Here is a 16,252-nt window from a genome sequence, read left to right on the forward strand (position 1 = left end):
CCAGCGCCTGCCGTGGTCACATTATGACCCAGGCGGCAGGGTTCAGCCCAGCGCTTCCAGCACCTCGTCGGGTATTTCGACGTTGGTGTACACGTTTTGCACGTCGTCCAGGTCTTCCAGCGCGTCAATCAGGCCGAGAATTTTCTCGGCACCGCCGACATCGACCGGCACTGTAGTGCTGGCAATCATGGTCACTTCACTTTCTTCGCATTCCAGCCCAGCCTCATCCAGTGAGGACTTGACCGCTGCCAGATCCTCCCACGGAGTCAGCACTTCCAGCGAGCCGTCGTCATGGCTCTCGACATCCTCGGCGCCGGCTTCCAGTGCCGCTTCCATAATCTGCTCTTCATCGACACCCGGAGCAAAGCTGATCTGGCCACGACGCTCAAACAGGTAGGCAACAGAACCATCGGTACCCAGATTGCCGCCACGTTTACTAAAGGCGTGCCGCACTTCGGCCACGGTGCGATTGCGATTGTCGGTCATCACCTCGATCAGAACCGCAATACCGCCGGGGGCATAACCCTCATAGGTCAGCTCCTCCATGTCGTCCGCTTCATTGGTACCAGCGCCACGGGCAATCGCCCGCTCAACGGTATCGCGGGTCATATTCGCGCCCAGTGCTTTATCTACCGCAGCGCGCAGGCGCGGATTATCTTCCGGCAGCGGACCGCCCTGCTTGGCTGCCACCACCAGTTCGCGAATCAGTTTGGTGAACATTTTGCCGCGCTTGGCGTCCTGAGCCGCCTTGCGGTGCTTGATATTGGCCCATTTACTGTGTCCTGCCATTACCTTACCCCTCTTCAGCCTTATCGGCGGCTGCCGGTGCTTCGCGCAAACGGATATTCAGTTCACGCAGCTGCGCCGAGTCAACCACGCCAGGTGCCTCAGTCATCACGCAGGCGGCACTCTGGGTTTTGGGAAACGCTATCACGTCCCTAATTGAAGCCGAGCCTGTCATCAGCATGACCAGACGGTCGAGCCCAAAAGCCAGTCCACCGTGCGGCGGCGCTCCGTACTTCAGTGCATCCAGCAAGAAGCCAAACTTTTCCTGCGCCTCTGCCGGTGCGATAGCCAAAATATCAAACACCGCCTCCTGCATACTACGCTGATGAATACGGATTGAACCGCCACCAAGCTCAGTACCGTTGAGTACCATGTCGTAGGCCCTGGACAAAGCCGTGGCCGGGTTAGCTTTGAGCTCTTCCACGCTGCACGAGGGAGCCGTAAACGGATGATGCAATGGTGTCAGGTTGCCCTGCGAATCAGGTTCAAACATGGGGAAGTCCACCACCCACAGAGGCGCCCAGCCGTCAGCGATAAGTCCTTGGTCTTCACCCAGCTTGACACGCAGCGCGCCTAGCGACTCGTTAACAATGGCAGTTTTGTCGGCGCCAAAGAAAATGATATCACCATCGGCGGCTTCCAGACGCTGCATCAACTGGGTGACAATCTCCTCAGGCATGAATTTGAGAATGGGCGATTGCAGCCCCTCAACACCAGCGGCAATGTCATTGACCTTGATCCAGGCCAGGCCACGCGCGCCGTACACCGAAACAAACTTGGTATAAGCGTCAATTTCCTTGCGACTGATACCGCTGCCACCTGTTACTTTCAGAGCGGCAACGCGCCCATCAGGGTCAGTAGCGGGGCCATGAAACACCTTAAATTCTACCTGCGCCATCAGATCGTCGACGCTTACCAACTCCAGGGGAATGCGCAGATCAGGCTTATCGGAGCCAAATCGCTCCATCGCTTCGGCGTAGGTCATGTGCGGAAAGGCGGGCAGCTGGACATCCAGCACCTGATCAAACAAACCCACTATCATGCGCTCGGTAATCTCCATAATCGCGGCTTCATCCAGAAATGCCGTTTCAATGTCGATTTGGGTGAACTCCGGCTGACGGTCGGCACGCAGGTCTTCGTCGCGAAAACACTTGGCAATCTGATAGTAGCGATCAAAGCCCGACACCATGAGTAGCTGCTTGAACAGCTGCGGCGACTGCGGCAACGCAAAGAATTGTCCGGGGTGGGTGCGGCTGGGAACCAGGTAATCGCGCGCGCCCTCAGGCGTGGCGCGGGTCAGAATAGGCGTCTCAATGTCCAGAAAGCCTTCCGCGTCGAGAAAGTTGCGTACCGCAGTGGTGATTTTTGAGCGCTGAATAAAGCGCTGCTGCATCTCATTCCGACGCAGATCCATGTACCGGTAACGCAGACGCACGTCCTCGCCTACCGAGGTATGCTCGTCAAGCTGGAATGGCGGTGTTTCGGCGGCGTTGAGTATTTCCAACTCCTTACCCAGTACTTCGATCTGGCCAGTAGCCATAGTCGGGTTTACCGTTCCCTCGCCGCGCGCACGAACGCGTCCGGTCACCCGCAGCACATATTCGCTACGCACCCGATCGGCGGCCTCAAAATGCTCTTCGGTATCGGGATCAAACACCACCTGAACAATGCCCTGGCGGTCCCGCATATCAAGGAAAATAACCCCGCCATGGTCGCGACGCCGGTCTACCCACCCGCAAAGCGTAACGGTTTCATCAATCTGGTCGGTAGTCAGAGCGCCACAATAATGACTGCGCATAATAAAAAGCCTTTGGTTGCTAATGGTGCGGAGGAGTCAGCCCGCCGCTTTTGAATCACCCGACTTGCCACCGGATGAGGAGCCAGAGTCGGCCTTCTTACCGGCCGCAGGCGCACTGCCGCCCGCAGAATCGCCGCCAGAGTCACCAGCAAGGTTCTTTTTGTTGCCGGTTTTAAAATCGGTCTCGTACCAGCCGCCGCCTTTGAGGCGAAACGCCGCCGCTGACACTTTTTTGTTAAGCGCCGCGGCGCCACAGGCAGGGCACTCCAGCAAAGGATCATCACTGATCTTCTGCAGAGCCTCCAGCGAGTGCTGGCAGGACTGGCACTGATATTCATATATCGGCATGTTCACCCGCTCCTATTTTGGACCATTAGCACGAACGCAAGGCCCAAGGATTTCGAAAGGCGCGAATTTTAGCGCAAAATGTCAGGCGCAGGTAGCCTTAAAAAGACACAGGCTCAGTAGCCTGACGATAGAGGTAGGGGTGACATGACCAGACTCACTGGCCGAAAGGGGGAAAGCATGCACACCGCCTCTTCCCAGAGGCAGTGTGATTCTAAGCCTTTAAGAGCTGGCGAACTCTTTCATTTTCTTCAGAGGACGAACCTTTACAGCGATGCTGGCAGGCTTGGCCTTAAAGACAGTGGCTTCACCCGTGAAAGGGTTGATGCCCTTACGCGCTTTCTTCGCAGGCTTCTTCACTGTGGTGATTTTCATCATTCCAGGAATGGTGAACTCGCCAATGCCACGCTTTTTGATGCTGCGCTCGATCAGGGTGTCCATTTCATCCATCACCGAGGCGACCTGCTTTTTGGTCAGTCCAGTGTTGTCAGAAATAGATGCCACGATCTGGCTTTTGGTCATTTTGGTGCTGATAGCCGGAGCCTTCTTCACCGGGGCTGCCTTTTTTGCTACTGCCTTCTTCTTGGCTGGAGCTGCCTTTTTCTTGGCTGGAGCTGCCTTCTTCTTAGTTGCTGCTTTTTTTGTGGCCATGTAAGTGTGCCCTTCCTTTCTAGTCTGAAAAACGTCACCACGCGCCCGCCAACCAGTTTCGGTTGACGTACAAGACTCGTAGCACCCGGCCACAAGGTATAATCCATGAAACGCTGCAATACAAGTGATTTACGGCGAATTGGCAAAAATAGTGCCAATAAACCACTAGAAACATAGTGCCAGCGGCGTAGGCGCTGAATTATTACCCTTAAAATATAGACTCACCTGTACCCACAACGACAAAAAAACGTAGAATGGCGGGCTATCTGATACAACGGAATACAACATGCGCGCCAGTAAATTTTTAATTGCTACGGTGAAGGAAACACCTTCCGACGCCGAGGTTATCAGCCATCAACTCATGCTGCGCGCTGGGCTGATTCGAAAACTGGCGGCAGGACTCTACACCTGGCTGCCCATGGGCCTGCGCGTGTTGCGTAAAGTCGAGGCGGTGGTCCGCGAGGAAATGAACAACGCGGGAAGCCAGGAGGTCTCAATGCCTGTAGTGCAGCCGGCTGAACTGTGGCAAGAATCAGGCCGCTGGCATGAGTACGGCGCAGAATTGCTGCGCATCCGTGATCGCCACCAACGCGACTTCTGCCTGGGACCTACCCACGAAGAAGTTATCACCGACCTGGTACGCAACGAAATCAAAAGTTATAAGCAGCTGCCCTGCAGCTTCTACCAGATACAGACCAAGTTCCGCGATGAAATCAGACCGCGCTTTGGGATTATGCGAGCCCGCGAGTTTCTGATGAAAGATGCCTACTCTTTTCACTTGAACCAGGAGTCTCTGCAGCAAACCTACGAAGAAATGCACGCTGCCTACACTCAAATCTTTACCCGCCTGGGCTTGGATTTCAGGCCTGTAATAGCTGACTCCGGCAGCATAGGCGGCAACGCTTCACAGGAATTCCATGTGCTGGCCGACTCAGGAGAGGATGCTATCGCCTTCAGCGATAGCAGCGACTACGCCGCCAATATCGAAATGGCAGAAGCACTAGCACCTGCGTCCGAAGCACCTGCAGCGGCTGAGGCCATGACGGAAGTGGCCACACCTAATGCCCACACCATCGAAGAAGTGTGTGCTCAGCTACAGCTGGCCGCCGAGCAGACGCTGAAAACGCTGATTGTCAAAGGCGACTCGGAGGAGCAGCCACTAATAGCGCTGACCGTCCGCGGCGATCACCAGTTGAACGAACTCAAAGCTGAAAAACTGGACGGCGTGGCAGCACCACTGGAGTTTGCCGAAGAGGCGGCCATTGTTGCCGCAACCGCCTGTGGCACCGGCTCGCTGGGCCCGGTCAACCTAAACCTGCCCTGTTACACGGACCGCAGTGCTGCCTGCCTGTCTGACTTTACCTGTGGCGCCAACCGCGACGGGTTTCACCTGCGTGGAGTTAACTGGAGTCGCGATGCTAGCGTCGGCAAAGTCGCCGATATCCGTAACGTTGAGGCTGGCGATCCCAGCCCCGATGGTAACGGCACACTGGTCATTAAACGCGGTATAGAAGTCGGCCATATATTTCAGCTGGGCAAAAAATACAGCCAGGCCCTCAACGCCCAGGTACTCAATGAACAGGGCAAAACCGAGACGGTCAGCATGGGCTGTTACGGTATTGGCGTCAGCCGAGTGGTGGCCGCCGCCATCGAGCAGAACCACGATGACAATGGCATTATCTGGCCAGCGGGAATTGCCCCATTCCAGATCGCTATCGTGCCCCTGAACATGCATAAGTCAGAGGCCGTCGCGAGCTGCGCCGAAAAACTCTACGCAGAGCTGAGCGCCGCGGGCATCGAGGTGTTGCTGGACGACCGTAATGAGCGCCCGGGGGTAAAATTTGCCGATATGGAGCTCATCGGGATACCTCATCGAGTGGTGATTGGCGACCGCGCCCTTGCCGAACAAAAAATTGAGTACAAAGGGCGCCGCGATAGCGAGCCAACGTTGGTTGACCAAACCGCGATACTCAGTTTCCTGACCGAGAGATTAAACGCCTAGGTATGCGTGCTAGCAACCTAGGTTTCATCTGCGGCCTGCTACTGTGTGTCGGCAGTGTCCAGAGCGTGGCACAACCCCATGACACTCAGGAATACGAACAACTGCGGCAATTCCTGCAGCAGAGTATCGCCGACTCGGAAAGCTTTGAAGACCGCTTCGACGCCGAGGTTTGGCTACTCGACATGTCCAACCGGTTGCAGCAGTACGTCAAAGACCCCGAGCAACGCCTGCAACTGTTGCAGGAGGTCCATCGCTACGCCAGCCAGAGCCAGCTACCGCCAGAATTGGTACTTGCCGTGATTGAAGTGGAGAGCCATTTCGACCGCTTTGCCGTATCGCGTGTGGGCGCCCAGGGCATGATGCAGGTGATGCCATTCTGGAAAGACGAAATTGGCCGTCCGGAGGACAACCTGACCCTTACCAGCACCAATCTCTCCTACGGCTGTCGCATCCTGCAGTTTTATATCAAACGCGAGAAAGGCAACTTAACGCGTGCACTGGCGGCTTATAATGGAAGCCTCGGCAGCACCCGTTACAGTGACAAAGTCGAAGCGGCCTGGCGCCGCAACTGGCGCGGCCCAAACCTCGACTGGGAGTAGCTGTAAGCTACACCCCCATACTGGATAAAGCCGACATAAGGCGCCGCGCAATCCCGGTCATAGTCGGATGGTCGGTCTCGAACGCAGAAATTACCGCATCCACAGCATCCACAACTTCCTGCGGCTCCTGCTCTACGGGCTCACCACTGAGGTGCTGCTCCATGCTGGCTACCAAGTTCAGTAGCCGACTGCGCTCTGCGCTTTCCAATGGCAAATTTTCGATCTCCATCGCCAGGTCAACCAGGTCTTTTGCTACTTTATCTTTGTCCACTACCTTATCCCTTTTTGAATAGCTCTATCGGTATTCCCCAGGCGATTGCCCGGTCCACTTTTTAAACGAACGATGAAATGCACTGGGGTCACTGAAACCCACCCGCTCGGCCACATCGCTCACAGTCATACGCGCCCTACTTAACAATGATATCGCGATATCGCGGCGCGCGTTATCTTTGATGCGCTGGTAAGAGGTACCCTCTTTCTCCAAGCGCCGGCGCAGGGTTCGCGCCGACATATTCAACATACCGGTTAACTCTTCAAAGCTGGGTAAATCGCCTCCCAGGTCATCACCCAACAAGCCGCGAATACGCGTTGTTATGGACACTTCACTAGCGATGGGGCTGATAACCACGTGATAGGGCGCCACCCGCAAAAAATCTTCTACGTCAGCTTCAGTTCTCAGCAACGGCGCATCCAGGTGACGGGCACTAAAGGTCACCGCATTGCAATCACTGTCAAAGTCCACCGGGCAGTGAAAAAAGTGCCGCAGTGGCACCAGACTGCCGGGCTCCGGACCGACACAGGTCGCCGACACAATGTCGATGTACTGCCCGGTCATCCAACCACAGACGCGCATCCACATGGCCATACCGCACAACACGCCAGACTGCTGGGGCGGATGCTGCGGGTCCGCCGCAGAGAAGTAACGCAGACTTACTGTTCGCGCAGAGCTATCTGTTACCAACTCATGCACACGAACCTCCCCGCGACGCTCGCGGCAGCTGGCGTTGAATTCAATAGCACGCTCCATCGCCGTACCCAGATTGGCGCAATGTAGCAGCGAGAATAACAACAGACGGGTACTGCCCCAAGGCGTTTTACAGTCTCCCACCGCGCCGCCCGATTCATCGTTCAGCGCCTGAAACAACGCCATGCACAGGCGGCTGTATTGCTCGACCGAAATAAACACCTGGGGCTCTGCAGACTCCTGTAGCGGATTCCAGGGGAAGCCCGCCTGACGCAACAAGGCGCTGACGTCCAGCTTGGCATTATTCGCCTGCACCAATAGCGCCCTGACAAAACTCAGGGGCACCGGTTCATTCAGTTTGTACGCTTCTGTTTTTGCCATGGCAGCAGGTCAAGTACCGGTGTTACTCGGCACCATCGAAAAAGTCCTTGAACCCACTGCGCGCATGGCGGCCAATAACGATATTCTCCAATGTCCCCATACCCACTCGCTCCCCCATAGTGGCGCGCACCACCTGATGCACATGCAAGTTTTGATATTCCAACGGATCCATGGCCCCCAGATCCCACTCCTCACGCGCAGTTTCCAGCTCACCTTTCCAAAAAGCGTGCCCCCATTCAGCATGGTTATAGCCCACGCCCAGCATCTGAAAACGCAATAACGGCTCCAGCGCAATGTCATATTCAGTACCGTTGGCATCAACCATATGCACCTGTGCGCTGGCAGCGCGACGGGTGCCCTTTTCCCACACGATGGTGTGCTCAACCTGCGTCATTTCTATCAGGCCAGGGTCTTCACCGCGCGGGATATCGGCGGGGTCGACATACAGCGGCAGCAAATCAGCGCTGACCTGAGTGGGCCGGCCTTCGCGGTCTTCAAAGGTACCCATCTGAGTACAAAAGTCGCCAAAATTGATCGGATTCCAACACCAGTAGACACCCGGGTCGCCGCTTAACAGTCCCGGCGCTCCGCCCTGAGGTTCGCCCACAGGGCGCACGCCCCAGGACTTATCACGCGTGCCGAAAGCACGGCTAACCTCAAAGCGCTGCCCATCAATTTCAAAGTGTCCTTCCCAGTAGCCCATCTGGGTGAAACGCGAGTTATGCATAATCAGGTGCCCATCGTCATACATGATATTGGGCGGTTCTTCATGAGGAATGCTAGCGGCGGTAAAGAGCAGATCACAAGCAATATTGTGCTCATTGGGGGCAAGCCGCACACGGATCTGGCGCATCGGTTCTATTACCGTTACGGCAAGTGGCCCTACCTGAGTATCAGCCCTCTCATGAGGGGCTCTTCTGGAGCCGTGAAACGCATACTGACGGCCGCCGGTGGAGACGCTGAAATGGCCGTCCATCACATGTCTATTGGGGTAGAGCCCGAAACCAACCTCGAAAATATAAGTCCCTTCCGCGTCCATGCCGTTAAACCAATAGCGATCATAAAAATTCCTGTCACTCTGGGACGGTTGTGCAATGGGTGCCGCGGTTTGGTGAATACAATAATCGTCAAAATTGGTAATCAAGTTTGTTTCCTCCTGCGCAGCCAAAGCCTGTAGCGTCGGCAAATAAATTCGGACAAAGTTTACGGTAAATCTGCACCTCACATTATACTCTCATGGGTCGCCAGGCGACTAATAACGAGCGTGATCGCTTGAGCACGGCAAGTGAGCAGGGAAACACCATGAGCAAGGGCAATACACAGCCGGCAGCAACGCTGCTGGTGGCGGGCGCAATAGTCGGGATACTACTGGCGTCAACTGGCGTTCTCGAATCCAACCCCAACACCCCGGCCAAAGAGGTGTTAGCGCAGGTTAACAATGAACGTATCGATAAAGCCGAATATCTAGCCTATCTGGACCTACTCGCACGCGACAAGCGCAACGCCATGACCAGCGCCGATCGACGTCACCTCCTGGACCGTCTGATCGAAGAAAAACTGCTGCTGCAACGCGCCGTGGAGATAGGCGTTCCTTTTAGCGACCCCACTGTGCGCAAGACTATCATCAACGCAATGATTGCGACGGTGACCAGTGATAGCGCCAGCGCCGCCGTCGATACAGAGCAGCTAATGCGTTTCTATCAACAAAATCAGACCTATTTTGCGCAACCGATGCGGGCTCAAGTCAGGCGGATGGTGTTCCGGGGCGAGCAGGCGCAAGCGCGATCCAGCGCTGCCGAGCAGGCGCTGCTCAATGGTCAGGACTGGCAGCGGGTGCAGCACAAAATGGCAGACACCGATATCCTGGCACTTCCCTCAAGCCCCTTACCCGTCAGTAAACTGCGCGGCTATCTCGGCCCAACACTAGCCGACGCAGCGCTGGAGCTGGCACCGGGGGCGATCAGCGCGCCCCTTACTGAGCAGGCCGGTTTCACTATTCTTCAGCTAATTGACCTGCAGGCTGGACCGGCGCCGCCGCTGGCACAAGTGGAGGAGCGAGTGCTGCGCGAATACCAGCGTCGGGCCGCTGATCAGGCCCTGAGAGACTACCTGAACGATTTACGCGGCGGCGCCGACGTCAGCATTGATGAAGCTTTTCTAGAGCAGTTGGACCGGCTGGACGCCACGATTGAATAAGTTCTGGCGCCATATTGTAACACTGGCGGTGCTGACTCTGGCCCTGTGGTCTGCGGGAACGACTGCCGACCCCCAATCCAAATCCTACTCAAACTGGCAGGTGGACGCTACCTCACTGCGCGGTTCCTTTACCATCGCCACGCGTGAAGTCACACGCCTGTCCGCCAGGCAGGGAAATTCCGACCTGGAACAAGCGCTGCTGGAGCACCTTGATGCCAGTATTCGGATGGACGACGGCGGAGTTCGCTGTGAACGCAGCGCGCTGCAACAGGAGCGTGCTCAGCCTGGCTATATGAGAGTGACGCTGAACTGGTCCTGTGCCGCGACTTCGGCGCCAGGCTCCAAGCCCGCTACGCTGCAATTACGCATAGAGGCGCTGCAAGCAGCAGCGCCCAGCCATATCCATTTTGCGCGTTTCAAATTGGCCAACGGCACTGGATTTGAGCGCCTGTATAGTCGCCGCCAGCCCGTCCATTCCATTCCCGTAGCCACTGCTTCCAACGAGGTAGCGCCGCCAATAGCCACACAGAGCACCTTTCTGACCTACATCAGTTTTGGTTTCGAGCATATCCTGATTGGCCTGGATCATATCGCCTTTCTACTGACGCTATTGCTGCTGGCGCAGCGCCTGCGCGATGTTCTCTACATTGTCACCGGCTTCACTCTGGGCCACAGTCTTACGCTCAGCCTCAGCGTGCTGGGCTACGTTACACCCGACATTATGGTGGTGGAGGCTCTGATTGGTTTTACCATCGCCATGGTGGCGATAGAGAATGTGGTGGTTGAACGTCAGCTGCATCAAAGCGCCGCCTATCTGCTAGGTTTGGTATTGCTAGTGCTAGCGGGACTTGGGGCATGGCTAGACTGGCCGGCGCCGGCATGGAGCCTGGCCGGCCTGTCCCTGTTTTGCTGGTGCTACCTGATGCTCAGCCATAGCGCATCACGCGCACGCCAGTTACGCCCGGCTGTCACCACGCTATTTGGACTGATTCACGGCTTCGGTTTTGCCAGCGTGCTGCAGGAGGTGGGGCTACCCCAGCAAGCACTGATACCTGCTCTGTTCGGGTTCAATCTGGGAGTAGAACTGGGACAGATCGCTATTGTCTTGATACTCAGCGGCAGCGGTGTCCTGTTGCACCGCATGCTTGGCCGACCATGGCCAACACTGTCGCTAATAGCCAATACTGCGCTGTGCAGCCTGGGAACCTATTGGTTTGTACAACGCCTGTATTTCTGACGGAACCAGTGTTTGCGAGTCACCAATGCCCTTCGATGCTTGTGACCAGGCCATAGCGAGGCTATGCTTGCCAGCATCTGCCGACCACTGGACTAAGCGTGGGTCTTAACAACGTTCTCCTCATAAGCGAACTTCCCGCCGACTTCTACACGCTGACGGCGGCGCTTGAGCGCGCGCGACCCGAACGCTTTCAAACCCGCACGGTCAATACCAGCGAGCAACCCGTTGACGCGCTACTTGACCCGGACAATGACGCCATCATTCTCGCCTTCACTCTGGAAACCGAGTACCTACTACGGCTCGCGCAAAAAAAGCAATTACTGACACCCATCATTGTCATGCTAGATCAAACGGCCGAGGTTCAGATAGAAAAATTAAAGCAGGCCGGCGCCATTGATTACGTGGTACGCGGCCTGATCAACGATGACATGCTGCATCGTATTCTCGACTACGCGATTGCCCTGAAAGACGCGCGCCAGGAGCAACGGGTACTCTTGAGTGAACAGGAGCGCTTGCGGGATGCAGCCAATACTGCGCGCGCCCAGGTAGCTGCAGCCGGAGGCTCAATAGCGCCGGAGCGAGAACAACCACGAGAGGCGATCAGTAAATCGACGCCAGCTGGCCAACAACAGCGGGTAGCGGCGGCCGTCACCCGCACCGTGGCGCCACAAGCGCCCCCCCTCGCGGTCGCGCAATCAGCCAGCCAGACGCCAAAGCAGCGCTTTGCAGGTGGGGTGGGGCCAATGCTGGGAGCCTCGGCTGCTTTTGTACTGCTAACCCTGGGAATTATCCTGTTCAACCAACGACTGATAAGTGATGATCGCATGAGCCAGCTTGAGGCCAACAGCAAGATGTTGGTTACCGAGTTTGCCGAGCTCAAGACTGAGTTGGCGGCGGCAGAACGTGAATTAGCTGTGGCGCTGCAAAATCATGACGACAAGCGAATAGCCGAACCTGCGCCGATAAAACCTGCAACGAACCCCCTTGGCAGCGACAGCGACCTGGCCTCCAGCATTCCGACAAAAATCGCAGCGGAGCCGCCAACACTGCTGCCTTTGGAGTCTGCCGCGATGACAGTCATTTCACCACCGGTGACTGCAGTATTAAGCAATCCTCCCTCACCTCAGCCATCACCAGATGGTGGAGCCACCAGCACAGTGACTCCCGCGGTCACGACCGAGCAATCCTGGTTTATCAATTTGGGCAGCTTCAGCAACGAAACTGCGGCCTTAAAAGTAGCAGCACGCATCACAGACTTCCCCTGGCCCAGTCAAATCAGTGCAATAAGCCGCGGGGAACGCAAGCTCTACCGGGTGCGCATCGTCAACCTGCCCTCACAAGCGGCAGCGGTGGAAGCTGCCGCTGCCTACCGCCGCGAATACGGCGGCGATGCACCCTGGATCGGCAACTAGATCAGCTCAGCGGCCGTTGCGTCCAGAGCTGCCCGGGCCTTATCGATCAATTCATCAATTTGCGCGTGAGTTGCTACCAGCGGCGGCGCGACAATCATGGTATCGCCAACGGCCCGCATCACCAGCCCGGCTGCCATACTGTTATCACGACACCGCGCCCCGCTACTGCCATCCCCGTCAAATCGGGCTCTGGAGGCTTTATCTGATACCAACTCCAGCGCAGCCAGAAAGCCAGCGCCACGAGTTTCTCCGACTAACGGGTGCTCAGCAAGCTCAGCCCAACGCCGCTGTAGGTAGGGTCCGCTGCTGTCGCGAACGGTGGTGACAATATTCTGTTCTTGCAAAATATCCAGCGTTGCCAGGGCCGCGGCACAGGCTGCAGGGTGTCCTGAGTAGGTATAACCATGGGCAAATTCACCGCCGTCGGTTTTCAAAACATCAGCACAGCGGTCGCTGACCAAGACCCCTCCCAACGGCTGATAACCATTGGTGACGGCTTTCGCAAACGGCATCAAATCAGCACTGACAGAAAAATAGTCTGCACCAAACCATTCACCGGTGCGCCCAAAACCACAGATCACCTCATCGGTGATCAGCAAAATATCGTGGGCGCGACAGATGCGCTCAATCTCGGGCCAATAGCTGGCTGGAGGCACAATCACCCCGCCGGCACCTTGAATCGGCTCGGCGATAAAAGCCGCGACATTCTCAGCACCCAGCTCATCGATTTTGAGCTCCAGCGAGCGTGCAGCCTGCAAGCCAAACGCCTCTGGCTCCATGTCGCCCCCTTCATCAAACCAGTAGGGCTGGTCGACGTGGTGCACATAGCTGAGGGTTTCAAATTGCTGGTGCATAAACCCCATACCACCGAGGCTCGCACCGGCGATCGTCGAACCGTGATAAGCGTTGCGTCGACTGATAACCAGCCGCTTGGAAGGCTTACCCGCCAGATCCCAATAGCGGCGCAGCAGGCGCAGACATGTATCATTAGCCTCGGAGCCGGAGCTGGTAAAAAACACATTGTTCATATGTTTGGGCGCCACTTCGGCCAATCGCTGTGACAGCTCGATTACGGGCGGATGGGCGCACTGAAAAAAACTGTTGTAATAGGGTAGTTCCTGCAACTGCGCATAGACTGCTGCGGCAATGCTTTGCTGGCCGTAACCGAGACTGCAGCACCACAGGCCCGACATACCATCAAGGATCTGCCGGCCTTCATTATCGTAGATATAAATGCCTTCAGCGCGGCTGATAATTTGACTACCCTGCTGCCCCAATGCCTTAAAATCACTAAAGGGATGCAGGTAGTGACGCTGATCAAGTTGCTGCCAGTCGCTACTGGAACGGGTAGTCCGTGAACTCACGATAGCTGCCTCCTATAATGTGATGACATTTGGCGGAAGCAGTGTCACTAACGGCTGCTACTGCCTTTGCAAGATGACTGGGTAAATCCTGTTGATTGACTTTCAGCCTGCGGCTGCCCATGATTGTGACATAGATCTCCCCCTAACAATAAAGTCGTAACCAATCCCATATGGCCAACGCTCAAACACTGCACCAATGGAATCAGGATATCGCCAAGGCCATCGCAGCAATGGGGAGCGACCAGTTTTTCCCCATGCTGATCAAAGCCATCGCCAACCGTGTACCGGTCTTTTATCCTCAAATCTGGCTATATCACACCGACCTGCCGCCACAGTGTATCTACCATGAGATTCCAGAAAACGCTCGCTATGCACAGATTGACCAATACCTTGAGGGCCCCTACCGCGAAGATCCCTTTTATGAGATTTCACTGAATCAGCCACGCGGGCGTTTCTACCGATTGGAAGAGGTTACCGACGGCTTACTGGAGCAAAGTCACTACTACGATTACTACTATGGCGATACGGGCACCGTAGATGAAGTTGTGTACTTATCAACTTTACCCAGTGGCAGCGTCATCAATATCAGTCTGATGCGCCTGCTGGGGAAGGGCACCTTTGGCAGCGACGAGCTAGACACACTGCGCGCTCTGTCTGCACCTGTGGCAGAGCTGCTTCGCGGCCACAGCCAAATGGCGGATTTCAGCAGTCGTTATCTGCTGGAGCCTGATATCGATGGCGTTATCGACCATGCATTCCAGGCTTTTGGATCATCCATTCTTTCACCCCGAGAAAAGAGCGTACTGGAACTGATGCTGCGCGGCTACAGCACACCCGCCTCCGCTGACAAGCTCAATATTGCCGTTGAGACTCTGCGCCGACACCGCAAGAGTATTTACCGAAAGCTGGATGTCAGCTCGCAAACCGATTTGTTTTCGCTATTCATTAATTCCCTGTCTTATCTTGGCGCAGCTGGAGTGGGTGACCCTCTTAGCGTTTATCTGTCGCCGCCAACTCAGGGCAACGTCAACCTGGTAGAGTTCTAAGCCGTATGATGTCAGGACCAGCCGTGGTATTTCAGGCTAACGAATACTGACCCATGTGGGGCATTGAGCCACACCGTCACTTACACCAAAGTGCGCAATTACCAGTGGAGAAGGACTTTTGAGGACCATATGTCAGTAGAGGCAGACTGGTTTCTCCGGGCCCATCCAGATATCACAACGATAGAAGCCCTGCTGCCGGACTGCAACGGGGTTATGCGCGGCAAGTGGTTGCCGAGGCACAAGCTGGCCAAGGTTTATCAGGGCGAATTCAAGCTGCCTGTAACCGCGCTCAGCTTGGATATTTGGGGCAGGGATGTAGAGGAACTGGTATTTGAATCAGGCGATGCTGATGGAATTTGCCGCCCATTGGAAGGCACTCTGCACCCTACTCCCTGGGCCGGAGTCAATCACGGGCAGGTCATGCTGTCGCTGTACAATACGGATGATTCACCCTACCTCGGCGATCCTCGCCATGTGCTCAGAAAGGTACTCAACCGATGCCACAATGCTGGCTGGCGACCGGTTGTTGCTGCCGAGCTAGAGTTCAGCCTGGTCACTTACAATGTGGACGGCATCCGTCATTCCTGCCCAATGCCGGCGGGACAAGGTCCGATAGGTGGCAACACCTATGGCGTTGACGTACTCCAAACCCACTCTAAGTTACTGGAAGACATTCGCGTTGCCTGTGAACTTCAGGAGCTGCCCTTCGACGGTATCGTGAAGGAATCGGCGCCGTCCCAGTACGAAATCAACATGCAGCACGTTGACAACCCGGTGCTCGCCGCGGATCAGATCCAATTGATGAAACGAGTGGTCAAGGGTGTCGCCGCCAGCCACGGTCTGATCGCCAGCTTTATGGCAAAGCCGTTCGAAAACGAAGCCGGCAATGGCATGCACGTTCACTGCAGCCTACTCGATGACCGCGGCGACAATCTGTTTGACAGTGGCACGCCTGAAGGCACGCCTATGCTGCATCATGCGATCGCCGGCTGCATGGAGTATATGTCGGAGTCCATGGCCATATTCGCACCCAACTACAACTCTTATCGTCGTTTCCAACCCGGAGCTCATGCTCCCATCGCGCCCTCCTGGGGCTACGAAAACCGCACGGTGTCAGTGCGGGTGCCGGCCGGGAAAAATGCCTCGCGCCGACTTGAGCAGCGAGTTGCAGGTGCCGACGCCAACCCTTACTTGCTGTTCGCCGTGCTGCTGTCGGCAATTGCCGATGGGATCGAGCAGCAACTCGACCCGGGTGAAGCCGTCACTGGCGACGGCTACAAGGATCCGCAGAACATCCTGCCGCTTTACCTCCCAGAGTCAATTCGGCTATTTGAAGAATCCGACTTTATTCAGCGCAATATGGGAAGCGAGATACAGCGTATTTATGCTCTGACTAAATGGCAGGAGAACGCCGAGTTTCGCTCCAAAGTCACGGAACTGGAGTACCGCTCCTACCTGGAGAAACTCTAAC

At 56.0% G+C, this 16,252-nt stretch carries 15 protein-coding genes; 7 read left to right on the forward strand and 8 right to left on the reverse strand.

Features of this window, described 5'->3' with window-relative positions:
• Positions 1 to 42: 42 nt before the first annotated feature.
• The 4 genes from EYC98_RS00470 to EYC98_RS00485 form a co-directional block, all read right to left on the reverse strand.
• The gene (locus EYC98_RS00470) at positions 43 to 789 is read right to left on the reverse strand and encodes a YebC/PmpR family DNA-binding transcriptional regulator (RefSeq protein ID WP_279243335.1); all 747 of its coding nucleotides are present in this window, start codon (positions 787 to 789) and stop codon (positions 43 to 45) included.
• A gap of 4 nt (positions 790 to 793) precedes the next feature.
• Complete coding sequence (gene aspS, locus EYC98_RS00475) at positions 794 to 2,584, reverse strand: aspartate--tRNA ligase (protein WP_279243336.1); 1,791 nt, start codon at positions 2,582 to 2,584, stop codon at positions 794 to 796.
• A gap of 36 nt (positions 2,585 to 2,620) precedes the next feature.
• Positions 2,621 to 2,932, reverse strand: a complete 312-nt coding sequence (locus EYC98_RS00480; protein ID WP_279243337.1) for an FmdB family zinc ribbon protein — start codon at positions 2,930 to 2,932, stop codon at positions 2,621 to 2,623.
• A 219-nt stretch (positions 2,933 to 3,151) separates the two neighbouring features.
• Positions 3,152 to 3,580, reverse strand: coding sequence for an HU family DNA-binding protein (locus EYC98_RS00485; RefSeq protein ID WP_279243338.1), 429 nt, complete (start codon positions 3,578 to 3,580; stop codon positions 3,152 to 3,154).
• Positions 3,581 to 3,866: 286 nt separating this feature from the next.
• On the opposite strand from EYC98_RS00485, the gene EYC98_RS00490 reads away from it, so the two are divergent.
• Together EYC98_RS00490 and EYC98_RS00495 are read left to right on the forward strand one after the other, a co-directional pair.
• The gene (locus EYC98_RS00490; RefSeq protein WP_279243339.1) at positions 3,867 to 5,582 is read left to right on the forward strand and encodes a proline--tRNA ligase; all 1,716 of its coding nucleotides are present in this window, start codon (positions 3,867 to 3,869) and stop codon (positions 5,580 to 5,582) included.
• 2 nt (positions 5,583 to 5,584) lie between these two features.
• The gene (locus EYC98_RS00495) at positions 5,585 to 6,181 is read left to right on the forward strand and encodes a transglycosylase SLT domain-containing protein (RefSeq protein ID WP_279243340.1); all 597 of its coding nucleotides are present in this window, start codon (positions 5,585 to 5,587) and stop codon (positions 6,179 to 6,181) included.
• A 7-nt stretch (positions 6,182 to 6,188) separates the two neighbouring features.
• Here EYC98_RS00495 and EYC98_RS00500 read toward each other — a convergent pair whose 3' ends face one another.
• From EYC98_RS00500 to EYC98_RS00510, 3 genes are read right to left on the reverse strand one after another with little or no spacing between them, the layout of a single operon-like run.
• Positions 6,189 to 6,452: a DUF4404 family protein gene (locus tag EYC98_RS00500; RefSeq protein WP_279243341.1), complete on the reverse strand. Its 264-nt coding sequence runs from the start codon at positions 6,450 to 6,452 to the stop codon at positions 6,189 to 6,191.
• Between the two features lie 24 nt (positions 6,453 to 6,476).
• Positions 6,477 to 7,526 carry an AraC family transcriptional regulator gene (locus EYC98_RS00505; RefSeq protein WP_279243342.1) on the reverse strand — a complete coding sequence of 350 codons (1,050 nt, stop codon included), beginning with the start codon at positions 7,524 to 7,526 and terminating at the stop codon, positions 6,477 to 6,479.
• Positions 7,527 to 7,548: 22 nt separating this feature from the next.
• A complete protein-coding gene (locus EYC98_RS00510; protein ID WP_279243343.1) occupies positions 7,549 to 8,670 on the reverse strand; it encodes an Rv3169 family protein in 1,122 nt (373 codons plus the stop codon).
• Between the two features lie 158 nt (positions 8,671 to 8,828).
• On the opposite strand from EYC98_RS00510, the gene EYC98_RS00515 reads away from it, so the two are divergent.
• The 3 genes from EYC98_RS00515 (at position 8,829) to EYC98_RS00525 (ending at position 12,371) form a co-directional block, all read left to right on the forward strand.
• Positions 8,829 to 9,722: a peptidyl-prolyl cis-trans isomerase gene (locus tag EYC98_RS00515; RefSeq protein ID WP_279243344.1), complete on the forward strand. Its 894-nt coding sequence runs from the start codon at positions 8,829 to 8,831 to the stop codon at positions 9,720 to 9,722.
• The gene (locus EYC98_RS00520) at positions 9,715 to 10,959 is read left to right on the forward strand and encodes a HupE/UreJ family protein (RefSeq protein ID WP_279243345.1); all 1,245 of its coding nucleotides are present in this window, start codon (positions 9,715 to 9,717) and stop codon (positions 10,957 to 10,959) included. The genes EYC98_RS00515 and EYC98_RS00520 overlap by 8 nt, the downstream gene beginning before the upstream one ends.
• Positions 10,960 to 11,057: 98 nt before the next feature.
• The gene (locus EYC98_RS00525; RefSeq protein WP_279243346.1) at positions 11,058 to 12,371 is read left to right on the forward strand and encodes an SPOR domain-containing protein; all 1,314 of its coding nucleotides are present in this window, start codon (positions 11,058 to 11,060) and stop codon (positions 12,369 to 12,371) included.
• Here EYC98_RS00525 and EYC98_RS00530 read toward each other — a convergent pair.
• The gene (locus EYC98_RS00530) at positions 12,368 to 13,735 is read right to left on the reverse strand and encodes an aspartate aminotransferase family protein (protein ID WP_320415534.1); all 1,368 of its coding nucleotides are present in this window, start codon (positions 13,733 to 13,735) and stop codon (positions 12,368 to 12,370) included. The two genes, EYC98_RS00525 and EYC98_RS00530, sit on opposite strands and share 4 nt — an antisense overlap.
• Positions 13,736 to 13,905: 170 nt before the next feature.
• Here EYC98_RS00530 and EYC98_RS00535 point away from each other — a divergent pair, with 170 nt between their 5' ends.
• Together EYC98_RS00535 and EYC98_RS00540 are read left to right on the forward strand one after the other, a co-directional pair.
• Positions 13,906 to 14,781: a response regulator transcription factor gene (locus tag EYC98_RS00535; protein WP_279243347.1), complete on the forward strand. Its 876-nt coding sequence runs from the start codon at positions 13,906 to 13,908 to the stop codon at positions 14,779 to 14,781.
• A 129-nt stretch (positions 14,782 to 14,910) separates the two neighbouring features.
• Positions 14,911 to 16,251: a glutamine synthetase family protein gene (locus EYC98_RS00540; protein WP_279243348.1), complete on the forward strand. Its 1,341-nt coding sequence runs from the start codon at positions 14,911 to 14,913 to the stop codon at positions 16,249 to 16,251.
• Position 16,252 lies beyond the last annotated feature (1 nt).

It is taken from the genome of Candidatus Litorirhabdus singularis (genome assembly GCF_026262625.1).
GTDB classification, from domain to species: domain Bacteria; phylum Pseudomonadota; class Gammaproteobacteria; order Pseudomonadales; family Halieaceae; genus Litorirhabdus; species Litorirhabdus singularis.